This window comes from Oscillospiraceae bacterium, from assembly GCA_034925865.1.
Classification (GTDB): Bacteria; Bacillota; Clostridia; order Oscillospirales; family SIG627; genus SIG704.
The window spans coordinates 1-12,864 of sequence record JAYFRN010000009.1; the positions used below are offsets into that span (position 1 = coordinate 1).

At 43.9% G+C, this 12,864-nt stretch carries 12 protein-coding genes and 1 other RNA gene; 2 read left to right on the top strand and 11 right to left on the bottom strand.

Going from position 1 to position 12,864, the window contains the following annotated elements; translation table 11 throughout:
- Positions 1 to 327: 327 nt before the first annotated feature.
- From VB118_05225 to VB118_05235, 3 genes are all read right to left on the bottom strand, one after another.
- A complete protein-coding gene (locus VB118_05225; GenBank protein MEA4832004.1) occupies positions 328 to 1,362 on the bottom strand; it encodes a phosphodiester glycosidase family protein in 1,035 nt (344 codons plus the stop codon).
- A 278-nt stretch (positions 1,363 to 1,640) separates the two neighbouring features.
- Positions 1,641 to 2,282: an HAD family hydrolase gene (locus VB118_05230; protein ID MEA4832005.1), complete on the bottom strand. Its 642-nt coding sequence runs from the start codon at positions 2,280 to 2,282 to the stop codon at positions 1,641 to 1,643.
- Positions 2,279 to 2,872: an HD domain-containing protein gene (locus tag VB118_05235; protein ID MEA4832006.1), complete on the bottom strand. Its 594-nt coding sequence runs from the start codon at positions 2,870 to 2,872 to the stop codon at positions 2,279 to 2,281. Before VB118_05235 ends, VB118_05230 begins: the two co-directional genes overlap by 4 nt.
- A gap of 206 nt (positions 2,873 to 3,078) precedes the next feature.
- Between VB118_05235 and VB118_05240 the strand changes: the two genes are divergently transcribed.
- Complete coding sequence (locus tag VB118_05240; GenBank protein MEA4832007.1) at positions 3,079 to 3,603, top strand: GNAT family N-acetyltransferase; 525 nt, start codon at positions 3,079 to 3,081, stop codon at positions 3,601 to 3,603.
- Between the two features lie 186 nt (positions 3,604 to 3,789).
- On the opposite strand, the gene VB118_05245 is transcribed toward VB118_05240, so the two are convergent.
- From VB118_05245 to upp, 8 genes are all read right to left on the bottom strand, one after another.
- Positions 3,790 to 4,383 carry an indolepyruvate oxidoreductase subunit beta gene (locus VB118_05245; GenBank protein ID MEA4832008.1) on the bottom strand — a complete coding sequence of 198 codons (594 nt, stop codon included), beginning with the start codon at positions 4,381 to 4,383 and terminating at the stop codon, positions 3,790 to 3,792.
- Positions 4,376 to 6,253 (bottom strand): indolepyruvate ferredoxin oxidoreductase subunit alpha, encoded by a 1,878-nt coding sequence (gene iorA / locus VB118_05250; protein ID MEA4832009.1) that lies wholly within the window; start codon positions 6,251 to 6,253, stop codon positions 4,376 to 4,378. Before iorA ends, VB118_05245 begins: the two co-directional genes overlap by 8 nt.
- A 19-nt stretch (positions 6,254 to 6,272) precedes the next feature.
- Entirely contained in the window at positions 6,273 to 8,339 is a 2,067-nt protein-coding gene (locus VB118_05255; GenBank protein MEA4832010.1) for a hypothetical protein, read from the bottom strand.
- A 37-nt stretch (positions 8,340 to 8,376) separates the two neighbouring features.
- A complete protein-coding gene (gene recR / locus VB118_05260) occupies positions 8,377 to 8,976 on the bottom strand; it encodes a recombination mediator RecR (GenBank protein MEA4832011.1) in 600 nt (199 codons plus the stop codon).
- Positions 8,976 to 9,332, bottom strand: coding sequence for a YbaB/EbfC family nucleoid-associated protein (locus tag VB118_05265; protein ID MEA4832012.1), 357 nt, complete (start codon positions 9,330 to 9,332; stop codon positions 8,976 to 8,978). The genes recR and VB118_05265 overlap by 1 nt, the downstream gene beginning before the upstream one ends.
- 22 nt (positions 9,333 to 9,354) lie before the next feature.
- The gene (gene dnaX / locus VB118_05270) at positions 9,355 to 10,890 is read right to left on the bottom strand and encodes a DNA polymerase III subunit gamma/tau (protein ID MEA4832013.1); all 1,536 of its coding nucleotides are present in this window, start codon (positions 10,888 to 10,890) and stop codon (positions 9,355 to 9,357) included.
- Between the two features lie 203 nt (positions 10,891 to 11,093).
- Positions 11,094 to 11,358: signal recognition particle sRNA large type (ffs, locus tag VB118_05275), an RNA gene on the bottom strand.
- Positions 11,359 to 11,417: 59 nt separating this feature from the next.
- Positions 11,418 to 12,059 (bottom strand): uracil phosphoribosyltransferase, encoded by a 642-nt coding sequence (gene upp, locus VB118_05280; GenBank protein ID MEA4832014.1) that lies wholly within the window; start codon positions 12,057 to 12,059, stop codon positions 11,418 to 11,420.
- A gap of 452 nt (positions 12,060 to 12,511) precedes the next feature.
- Between upp and VB118_05285 the strand changes: the two genes are divergently transcribed.
- On the top strand, positions 12,512 to 12,697 hold the full coding sequence (locus tag VB118_05285) for a hypothetical protein (GenBank protein MEA4832015.1): 186 nt from the start codon (positions 12,512 to 12,514) through the stop codon (positions 12,695 to 12,697).
- The last annotated feature ends 167 nt before the right edge of the window (positions 12,698 to 12,864 follow it).

Consider the following 12,864-nt stretch of genomic DNA (forward strand, 5'->3'; position numbering starts at 1 on the left):
GTCACTGTATCGCTATGTCTGTTATTGTCCTGAACCTGAAAAAGGTTCTTTGCGCCTTTTTTGTGTTCCTATATTGTTTGCTAATAACACATCATCTACCGCAGCGAAATTTGAAATTCGTATTTGTTCAGTAGACATTACTTCGAAACGGAAAATACATGACAGCTTCATTATATGTGATATTGAGCGTCATTCTTTGCTTTTTCGGTACAGTTCTCGGTATGACGCTCTCTCGCTTATTAAAAGCGAAGCTCGCGCAATAGAAAAAGCTTTTGCGGGTTATAATTCCCTCAAAAGCTTTTTATTTTTAATTATATTTTAATACTATTATTTTCCTATATACAGAATATCGCTGATATTACGCTCGTAAAAGCCATTGCCGTCTGTAGGAATGTTTACTACTTCACCGTTGAACCACATTGTCGCCGATCCGCCTCCGTCCAGATTATACGCACATGTGCAGTTCAAGTCTGCGAAGACATCCGCAAGCTGATAAAGCGACAAACCGGCGCTCTTGTCGGTACGCCCGTCGGATACGACAAATACATAGTGAAGGGGGGAAATGATGCCGATGGCTGTGCGCGGATTGCTCGACATAGCGCGTCCGACCTCCGCATTCTTAGAAACAACGATTTCACTGTTGTTAATAAGCGTCGGTCCGAAGGACAGAATCTGATACGCTCCCGCGGAAACAAGCGAATCAATATTTGCCGTGCTTTCTTTTATAGATTTGAATGTGCCGTCGGCAAAAATAGCGAGCGCGTCTCCCGTCCCCGCCGTTGAACGGTAAAGAAAACCATTTCTCAAAACGAAGCCGGTATTTCTGAAAGCGTAATAATCTCCGTTTATTGCGAATATAGCGTTATTACTTTTGGCCATTGCTGATGTCTTTTCTTTTAGGTTTCGACCGTACGAATTTTTCGCAAAAGCAGTTTTTAAATATTTCAGACTTGATACTTTTATGTCAGCGATATAAACCTGTGTGCTGTCGCGTCTGATTTCATTAATATTGATCTCTATGTTCTCATCTTTATAATAATTGTCTTTAATTACAGGATATTGCTGTAAAGGCTCTTCTGTGACGGGCTGTCCCTGTGTGTATGTACCTGTATTGGCTTCTGTTCCGGTAACGGGAGTTAAATCCGTATCGGAATCCATTACCGTGGTATTGTCAGAATTGATATCCGACTCTTCGGATGTCTGCCAAAAGAAATGTCCGTGATTTCCGGTTCCGGTCGCGGTTATAACCGCAATTACTCTGGGTATTACAAACGTATCCAGCAGGACAAATGTCATGCAGGCGGCCAATATCGCCGAAAACGTCAAGGCCCATCGATATGGCTTTTCAAAAAATTTCTTCATAATATCCCTCATGTTATAAACGCTGTATCATCGCTTGTGAGAAAAAGGAGTCTGGGTATGTAAAATTGATTATTCATATAATACTGCATTACCCGGTAAATTAGATGAAAAAAGTGTGAATTTTTCTGATTAAACGTAAAAATCCTACACTTTGACTTCGGTCATTTATCTTATTAACCTCAACATTTAAATAATTACCGCCAAAAGAGAGAAAAGGCTCTGGTATATGAGCTTTTCTCTCTTATAAAAACAAAGCTTACTTAAGCCGATATAATAATTCAAGCTTTAAGCGCGTCGACAAGCGCATATAGCGATGTGTAAATTCCGCATCCTCCTGATGCGAGAAGCGTTTCGCGGCTTTGGTGGCCGTTTGCGACAAGGGCACAGTCCGCGCCAATTATACGCGCAGTTTCAAGATCATGCGTGGTGTCACCGATGAACAGCGGGGATTCCGGCTTTACCTTTGCCGCCCATTGTTCTGCGATTATAAGTTTACTTTCCGCAAGGATATTATCAAGGCCGACAACATCGGTGAAATACTGCGATATTCCAAGCGATTTTATCTGCTTTTGCAGCATACCGCTCTCCGTCATGGATATGACTGTCTGCGGCAACTTCATGGTAGCGAATAATTCAAGCGCTTCCTTGACACCGGGGCAAAGCGGAGAAGACAATGAATTCTCAAGATATTCCTTCACCCATTCGCGGGCGAGCATATCATAGCTTTCCGGAGAAACGTCATGTCCGAGCGAACGGTAATACTCCTTTATGGGGAAGCGGAAAATGGAGTGATAATGCTCCCGGTTTTTGATAAGCGGCATATTGCGTCGGTTAAGAAGTGTATTCTCGCTCTTTATAGCGGCATCCGTGTCATCAAGGATCGTGCCGTTGAAATCCCATATAATATGCTTATACTTCATTTCCCGACCATGTATCCTTTTTTTATCGAATTATTTATCACATATTCGACAAAGCTCCAAAGCGCGGGGATTGCAGTTTTTACAGGCTCCATGCGCCGGTATACCTTTGAAGCTTCGACTCCGTGCAATGCCCATGTATAACCGTCGGTCATATAATTATTGATAAAAGGCTGAAGCCGGTCGATTGCGGAGGCATACAATGCGTCCGGCGTTTTCATTTCGTCAAATTCCTCCCACTGAGCTCGGAAGTCCGCGGCCTGATCATCAGGCAGAAGAGCGAAAAGTCTGTCAGCCGATGCTTTTTCCCGTTCGGCTTTCGACAAATTGCCCGCATCGTCGTAAGCGAAGGTGTCTCCGGCGTATATTTCGACAAGGTCATGTACAAGCGCCATTCTTATCACCCGGTTTATATCGACTCCATCCGCGTCGGCATATTCGCTCAGAGTCATCGCCATCATTGCAAAATGCCAGGAATGCTCCGCATCCGTCTCCCGGCGGGATTTGTCTATTAATACGGTCTGACGCAGAATATTCTTTAATTTATCAATTTCTATGAGAAAATCAAGCTGCTTTTTGAGTCTTTCAGTCATTCTATCTCCTAAGCATTATATATATAATATTTTGTAAAACCTGATTGTGACATTGATAATAACAGAAAGCTTTTGATTTTAAAGCTTGACATAATGAATTCAATATGATATAATTTTAAAAAATAAAATAGATAAAAAAGAACCGTCGTGTGCGGATTTTGTACAGAAGGGCTTTTTTGTATTTACATTACTGTGAGGTAAGCGATATGAAGAAAGCCGCTTCTGTTTTTTTGTGTGCGGACATAAATTCAAACGATATAATGAATCTTATAAAATGGCTTCAGGATGAATCCGTGACACAGTTTCTCAACGAATACGAATTCGCGACAGCAGAATTGAATTATCTGTATGATAATGTTCCGGAATTTATGTATACATTTCATTTAAATCATTCGGGGCGTTTTTTTATGATATATTCGGAACACAGAGAGCCGATCGGCTTTTTAAGATTTAATGATATATCCGATCAGAACGCATGTGAAATCGTCTTTGCGATAGGTGAAAAACACCTGTGGGGACACGGTTACGGAAAAAGCGCGGTAGGAGAGGCACTAAAGTATGCTTTTTTTGAACGGCGCGTTGAAAAAGTTATAGCGAATATTTACAAAGGCAACTTACGTTCGATGAGAACTGTTTCAAGATGCGGTTTTCGTCCGGAATTAAGCGGTAATAAACTTACAAGATTTACGGTTACTTCTGATGATTTTATATCAAAAGCTAAAATCGTTTAAAACAATTAAACAACCACTTCATAACGCCGTCAATTATTAAACGGCAGTTAACAGCCATTTTATTTTGTATAATGCTTTAGCTATTAGCGATTCCTTTAAATAATATTGAATTCTAGCGAGCAAAACCCATATACCAGTGTTTCTCATCTTTAAGGGGTGATTATTTAATTGTGGCGTTAATAATACTCATATGACCGCGTTTATTCCGGCGCGAAGCGCGGCAAGATTGATTTCAACATGAGTCGGTTTAACGATCTTCCTTACTGCAGACTCGGTATCCTCTATGGAAAACGGCAATAATCCTTTACCGAGAGCGGCGCCGACCATCACAGTATTCATTACCTTCGGATTTCCAATAGCTGATGCGACAGAAAGCGGATCAAATACGATTACATAGATTTTGTTCCGCAGGTTTGTCAAATAATTACAGACAGCCGATGGATCGTAAGCGGCGTTCTTCGGCGCGGAGGAATAAACGGGTGAAGGCGAGAAAATAAGGCTTCCGTCCGGCTTGAGATATTTCAGATTTGCGGCCGCCTCTGCCGGCTCGAACGCTATCAAAATGTCTGCTTCTCCCTGCGGAATCATACTTGAGCATTTCTCCGAGTATGTTCTGACATGACTGACGACGCTTCCGCCGCGCTGAGCCATTCCTATAGTTTCAGCGGTGCGTACAAAAAGCCCCGCCTCCATCGCGGCGGCGGCAATCAGGCGCGAACAAAGCACGGTCCCCTGCCCTCCGACACCGGCAATAAGTATGTTCATCTGTTTATTATCCATTAGCTTTAACCTCGTTTGCATTTGCAATTGTAATTGCGTTTACGGGGCATACATTGCTGCAAAGAGCGCAGCCCGTGCATGTAATGGCGTCGATTTTTGCCTTTTTATCGGCAATAAATATCGCAGGGCATCCGAGCTCTTTTACACAGCGGCCGCAGCCGATACATTTATCGCTGTCGACCGTATATTTTTTCTTTTGTTTTTCTAACGCAATGCAGGGAGAGCGGAATATAAGAACCGAGAGTCCGATGTAATCCGCGGCGCGTTTTACAGCATCGGAAGCGGCGTCATAATCAAACGGGTCGCACACCTCGACAAAGCCCGCTCCGCAGGCGCGTGAAATATCTTCAATAGAAAGCTTTGGCGCGGGCGCATTCATTACAGTGCGTCCTATTCCGGGATGAACCTGGTGCCCTGTCATCGCGGTAGTGGAATTGTCAAGAACAATAACAGTTATATCTGCGCCGTTGAACGCGGCGTTGACCAGTCCGGTTATCCCGGACGCAAAAAACGTGGAATCTCCGATAAACGAGAAATATTTTCTTGAACTATTTTTTAGCTTTTCGGAAGAGTTCTCCGCAGTATCGCCGAAAAAGCTTTCTGCGTGAAAAAGCCCCTGCGCAACGGTGACAGACGCGCCCATGCAAAGGCATGTGTCGACCATATCTAGCGGCATTGCGTTTCCTAGAGTATAACAGCCGATATCGCCGCAGAATACCGCGTTTTTGCCTTTCATCGCTCGCTTTACCGCGTAAAAAGAAGCTCTGTGCGGACATCCGGCGCATAGCACAGGCGGACGTTTGGGTATAAAAGGAGCTTCCGGAAACTTTTCTGTCTTGACGGGCTCCGGGTTTAACAGTTTTGAGAGTATGTTTTTTACCGACGCGCATGACAGCTCTCCGGCATACGGCACGTCTTTGCTGTGCTTCCCAAATATTTCAATTTTCTGCGGAAGGTTCGTGCGCATTTTTAAAAGCTCGTCCTCGATCACATAATCAAGTTCTTCGAAAACAATAACTTTTTTTACCCCTTTCAACGCCTCCGATATAAAACGTAAAGGGAACGGAACCTCGGCACAAAGCTTTATAAGCTTTATTCTTTTTCCAATGGATAAAGAATTTAACGCTTCAAGGGTGTATGAAAAAGAAACTCCCGACGCGACCGCCGCCGTTTCACAGCCGGCATCGCCGTATACCTCGTTGAACGGGATATCGGAATATATTTCCGAACAGGTTTTCAGCTTTTCTTCTATTTCAAAGTGTTTTCTGTAGGAAAGTGCAGGGAAAATGACAAATTCACTGTTCTTTTCAAAAAGCTTCTGATCGCGGACATTGCGGCTTCCGTCAAGCTTTATTGAAGCACAGCCATGACAAACACGTGTCGTGGGCCTGAGAATTACGGGAAGAGACAGCTTTTCGGACAGCTCAAAGGCGTATTTTGTCATCCTGTATGCTTCCTCAGGAGTAGACGGATCAAGCACGGGAAGTTTTGAGAATCCGGCAAAGCGTCGTGTATCCTGCTCTGTCTGAGAGGATATCGGCCCCGGATCGTCGGCACATAATATAACCGTGCCGCCCCGGCAGCCGATATATACGAAGCTCATAAGAGGGTCTGACGCGACATTCAGTCCGACCTGCTTCATTGTGACCATTGTTCGAGCGCCCGTATATGACGCGCCCGCCGCCGTTTCCATGGCGGCCTTTTCATTTACCGACCATTCGACATACATCGTTCCATCGTTAAGCTTAGCGCATGTTTCCAGAACTTCGGTGGAAGGCGTGCCGGGATATCCGCAAACAACTCTCACACCGGCCTGAAACGCGCCCCATGCGATGGCCTCGTTTCCCATCAATAATTTAATTTCATTCATATTAAAATATTACTTTCTGTCATTGTTTGTTGTATGGTTCACTGACTATATATAAATACATCGCTTGTGATATGGCCTTTACCGCCATTGCGAATAATACAAATTCAAAGCTGTGAGTAAGAAGGTATAAAAACAATATTAAGACAGAAAGAACAGCCGATATCACGGCAAGCGTTACGGCACTGCTCTTGAACCGTCCGGATGCCGCAACAGTTTCATCAAGGCAGGAAAGCGTTTCCGGTACTATGACAAGATCCGCGCCGTCAAGCTCTTCTGTGCGATCTTTTGCCCCGCAAAGAATTCCGTAATAATATTTCCCGACGTTTTTCCCTTGTTTCTGTATAAAATAATCGAAATCTTTTTCTACCGCTTCGCCTTTTTCAGACGAGAACTCAAGCACGCGTGCTATCGCAGCTCCGCTCTTTTTTGTGTTTTTTATATGATCTCCGACAAGACTTGATATATATATTTCCTTGGCCGCTTTGAATTTTTCCTCCGATACATATTTTATCCTGTCAGGATCAGGATTTTCAAAAGTCTGTTCCTGATTTATATACGGACCTTCCGTGAAATCATATTTGATATAACCTATCGGCTTTTTATCATAATAAATATAAATTAACTCATATGTATTTCCGTCAAATGCATTATCCCGTGTGATGACACTCGCTCCGGCGGCGCTTTTTGCGACAAGCGAAAAAACGTGGCTGCCAAGGCTGTATGTGATATATTTTCCGTCTGAAGATGAAACAAAACGCATTCCGGAAAGAATTTTACCGGCATTGTCGTCTGAATTCAGAATAAACTCATTTTTTTTACAATATTCCTTCAGCGGAATAAACATTGCATCAGTCGTAGCCTCTGTCATTTTATCAAGCACGCGGTGAATAAATTCCCTTTTGGCATCGAGCTTCATATCTACCGATAGCTTTACGTCGCTGCATTTTAGCTTTTCAAGAAGCAGTTTTTCAGGAATAATACATATTTCAATTTCCGCGGCTTTTGCAATATCGTCTTTCCTGCGCGGAAATATTCCCATATCGGCAAGCGACGAGATCATATGTGAATAAATAGCGTTTAGTGCGCATAAAAATTGATCGCACAAAGTCGCACATAAAAGTGCAAGCGCAGTCGGAAGAAAGCCTGTTTTACCGAATCCTGTAGAAAAAACAAATGCCACGCAAATAATCAACGCTACGCGTAGTATGGAAACTGCTGTGATTATGCGTCTTTGCACGCCGGAATGCGCGTATGCAAGAGCATAATATCTCTCGGTTATCCTGTTCGCAAAGCTATCTTCGTATCCTCTGACAAATACGGCTTCCGCCTCGCCGGTGAGGATTTCCGTACCCGAACAAATGTCATCGCCGGATTTAAGTATTGAAGGAACCTCATCTCCGTCAGATGCCACAAATTTACAGACTATCTCTCCCGAGGTTATCTTTGCGTCCGCCGGACACGCTTCTCCCGCGGAAAAGCGCACCTTATCGCCGGGCGTTATCACGCCCTTTTTTTTCTGAGAAACAAATCTGAGCGATGACAGCGAAAACTCATACCGTATTTCACGGACATTGTAAGCGCGGCTGTAAATAAAAAATGAAAGCGCGTCACAGAAAGTAAATATTGCCGCAAACCAAAATGCAGTATTATTTTTTCCTGATAATAAAAAAGCCGCCAAAATAACCAATGCCGCAAGATAATCGCTGGACGGATAAGTCTTTACCGCCCTGAAAGCATAAGCACACAAAACGGGAAGAAATAATAACGCGATGGAAACAAAATAAAAGCTCAGCGACGCCGCCTCTGAAAGCGCCTTGAGCAAGGAGCAGCGATAAATAATATATGCAAGAAGAATGAGCGCAAGCTTTGACAGCACATATCCGAAAGGAATTGTGCCGTAATAAGAAAAATAATTCGCGCCTGAAAGCGCCCCGAAGCTGTCCGGGTCGGAATAATGCCGGTCGCTGTACTGACGGATGTATACGCCGGCGTCGTCAACGAGCGTACTAAGTTTTTGATCTGTTTCGGCGGCCTGTTCGCTCGTGTTCTCACTTATTTCTGTTTTAGTTTTCTGCCTTTTTATCATATTGCAGCCATGTCGATTCAATTATGATTTTTTATGTTTAAAGCTGTGTGCGCCCCTCAAATGCCCGCGCAAGCGTCAGCTCGTCCGCATATTCAAGCTCTCCTCCCGCAGGAAGTCCGTATGCGAGCCGGGTCACCTTTATTCCCATAGGCTTTATTAGCCGTCCTAAATACATAGCGGTCGCCTCGCCCTCCACGCTGGGATTGGTGGCGATTATAACCTCAGACACAGTTTCATCAAGCCTTGAAAGAAGCTTTTTAATATTAAGCCTGTCTGGACCTATGCCATCCACCGGTGAAATGAGCCCGCCGAGGACATGATATAGCCCTTTATATTCGCGCATTTTTTCTATTGACGAAACATCCTTAGGCGCTTCAACGACGCAGATCGTTCCTCTGCTTCGTTCCTCGGGTTCGGACGAGCAAAGCTCGCAGACATCCTCCTCACTTATATTGCAGCAGACGGAGCATGTCTTTATCTGAGTCTTTGCCTCAATTATGGCCTCGGCAAAATCGTCGGCGTCAGCCTTGCTCATATCGAGCACGGCAAACGCCAGCCTGACCGCCGTTTTATATCCGATTCCGGGCAGCTTTCTGAATTTTTCGATCAGATGCTCAAGCGGATGAATATATTCCATTAAAACATACCCGGAACACCGGGCATTGAAAGATTGCCCGTTATCTTCTGCATTTCCTTAGAGTTCGTTTCTTCCACACGCTTAATTGCCTCGTTTACACCCGCAACGATTATATCCTGAAGCGTTTCGGCGTCATCCGGGTCGATTACGACTGGATCAAGCGTGACAGAGAGAATTTCTTTTTTACCGTTTATCTTTATTTTGCATACTCCGCCGCCTGATGCGATTTCATATTCCTTCGCGTCAAGCTCCTCCTGCAGTACAGCTATATCCTCCTGCATCTTCTGAGCCTGGCGGATCATGGTATTCATATTCGCGGGCCCCTTGCCCATTCCTTCTGGCAGTCTTGCTTTCATTTCCTGTTTTCCTTTCGGTTTTTCAAAGTGAGTCTATCGCGTCCGGTTCTTTTTTCCTCTGTTCGGACTCCAGACGGACAGCTGTTATTTCGGGAGTTATATTTTTTACATATCGAAGAATTATATCTTCGGCCTTCATATACGAAAGTATGCCGTTTGTGAAGCTCTCCGTCAATACCGCAAGCGTGTTCTGATCACGGCAAATGAATTTCGCAGATTCAAGATACGGATATATTATCGCTTCACCTTTGAGAGACTGAAGCAGGCGGCGCGATTCTGGATATGTCCCGGAGGAAACGGAAGGCGCCTGCTTAGATTCCTCAGCAGCAATTTTCTGTTTTGGAGCTATCTTTTCTGCTTTTTCGCCTTTATCTGATGGTAATTTTGGGGCGGCTTCATATCCGCCGCCGTCGAGGCGAGATTCAAGCTTATCAATCCTTGCGGACAAAGCGTCAAGAGATGCCGTCGGCTGTGACTGCGGATGACACATCCGTATAAAGGCAAGCTCGACCGAGGCCCGTTTGCCTGACGACAGATAATCGTATCCTGAAACAAGCGGCTGAAGCACCGAAAGCTGATATATAAGCTCTGACTCTGACGCGGCGGATGCAATATCGCACAGCATTTTATATTCCGTTTCCGAACAGTCGATGAGCATCCTCGGAGACGGCACCGACTTGATGACGGTTATATCACGGTAAAGCTTAATTATTTCGTTCAATGATGCCTTGAGGTCGGAGGATTTTTCATAAAGCTCCGAAATAAGCGCCATACAGCGCGACGGATTGCTTTTTATGCAGGCTTCGCACAGGTCGATTAATATTTCGCGATCAGACAGTCCCAAAATCGCAGTTATTTCATCGGGAGTAATGACTCCCGCTTTCCCCGCACATGCTTCCAAAAGGCTGAGCGCATCACGCATTGCGCCGTCCGAAAGCCGGGCGATTATCGCGGCGGCCTCACGTTCTATGGATATGCCCTCCTTCGAGGAGATACGCATAAGCCTGTCGGTAATAATTTCCGGTGAAATTCGTCGAAAATCGAACCTCTGACAGCGTGAAATTATCGTGGCGGGAACCTTCTGCATTTCGGTCGTCGCCAAAATAAAGAGTACATGCTCCGGCGGCTCCTCAAGGGTTTTCAAAAGAGCGTTGAAGGCCGCGATAGTAAGCATATGGACTTCGTCGATTATGTATACTCTCTTTTTAAGATCGGCAGGCATGAATTTAACCTCTTCGCAGAGGCTTCTTATATTGTCGACACCGTTATTTCCCGCAGCGTCTATTTCCATCACGTCAAGCGTCGTCTGGGAATCTATCGCGCGGCACGAGGCGCATTTGTTACATGGATTTCCATCCTCCAACGCTTCGCAGTTCACCGCTTTAGCAAGCAGCTTTGCGCAGGTGGTCTTCCCTGTCCCCCGTGAGCCGCAGAACAGATATGCATGTCCGACCTTGCCGGATTTTAGCTGGTTTTTTAAAACGGTTACAATGTGTGACTGCCCCACGACATCACCGAACGTCTGAGGGCGAAATTTTCGGTATAAAGCCTGATACATTCTTTTACCGTGCCTTTATTATTAATTACGAGGTTGAGTACGGTCGCTTTTTGAAAAAAGCTCCGCAAAAACTTTAAAGTTCTTGTTGAGCAGATAATCAGCAGCTATTATTAACTCGGCATTTAAATAACTACCGCTTAAAGAGAGAAAAGACTCTCGTATATGTGCCTTTCTCTCATGTAAAACAAGGATACGAAATAAGACTGTGCACCCCGCTTCGAAGATAAGGTTATGTGCGCTTTTCTTTTTACCGGCTCGGAACAGGCAACCTGGCGGCACATCAAAGTCACCGCTTAATGCTGCTTGGTTCCCCACCTGACATGATTCGTGGTCTTTGATTGCGCAAGACCCATTCGTCAACGCCGGTTCAAAAGGAGCATCCACACAATTTATTCCTCAGACGGGGAATTCACCCCTGCTATAGCGGATGGCAGGTACAAGGCACCGCTGACTCCCCGGATAGCACAGTCTTATTTCGTATCCTTTTGTATATCGGATCTGAAATCGGATCACATATTATATTGTATTTATTTGGTGCCGAATATTCTGTCTCCCGCATCGCCCAGACCGGGAACGATATAAGCATTTTCATTGAGCTTTTCATCAAGGCATGCGCAGAAGATTTTTACATCGGGATGCGCGGCAAGCAGCGCTTTTACTCCCTCGGGAGCCGCGATGATATTCATCATTTTGATGCTTTTTACGCCGGCGCGCTTCAAGAGGTCAATGGCGGCGATCGCGCTGCCGCCGGTGGCGAGCATCGGATCGATAATTATCGCGTCGCGTTCCTCGATATCCGACGGAAATTTGCAGTAATAAGTCACGGGCTTGAGAGTGTCATGATCGCGGAAAAGACCGATATGCCCTACCTTGGCGGCCGGTATATGCTGTATTATTCCCTCTTCCATGCCCAAACCGGCGCGAAGAATCGGAATAACGGCAAGCTTTTTACCGGAAATGACCTTTGTTTTAGCGATCGCGATAGGCGTTTCAATCTCGACCTCGCGGAGCGGGAGATCTCTTGTCGCCTCATATGTAAGAAGCGAAGAAATTTCGGTGACGAGCTCTCTGAAATCCTTCGTGCTCGTGTTTTTATCTCTTAAAAGAGAAAGCTTGTGCTGTAAAAGCGGATGGTCGCATATGATAAGATTCGGGAAATTTACGTCCATTTTCTCTCGCGACGACAGCCTTTGCGCCGCCGCCTCTCCTAATTCGATTTACGATTATATATTATAACATAGCCCAGGCTATATTTCAAGTATTAATTTCCCGGAATTATTCGGATATATGGAAAGCGGTTTATATCAGTTTTCATAAAAAATGGCTTTGGTAAAATTAATAAAATAAAAGACGAGTTTTCTATAAAAGATAAAAAAGTAATTAAAATATTTGTCATATTTCATAATTAGATGCTTTTTCGTGGTAAATATAATGATTTTATTATCTTTTACTAATTTTTAATATTTTTGATTGACATATATATAATAATAATTTATAATATATATTGATCTTATTTCTGATGAATTTCAACTTTCTTAACAGGGTTATACTGGTTTTTCATAGTTGGCACGATGTCAAAATATTATAGTAAAACTTTATATAATAAATTGAGGTAAATATTATGAAAATTTTAAAGTGTTTATTATCAGGAATTTTTTTATTATTATTGGGAATAGCGTTTACAATTATTACAGGGGGAAGATCATGGGGTGGAGCCGCAGGCATTATTTTATCTATTTTAGGCTCACTTGTTTTTATCAGGGGATTGTTCTATAGGGACAATAAAAATGACGATAATAAAAGATGAATATTTCCCTGACGTTCTTGAAAACACCCGCGAATCGCTAAACGTAATGCTTGATATGACGAAATGATTTAATTATAGGGAACCTCTAAATATTCAATAATCTCTTGTTTTCTTTTATTATCTCTACTTTTCTCGTTTTTTTGAGAGTAGAACAATAGCAAAAACGA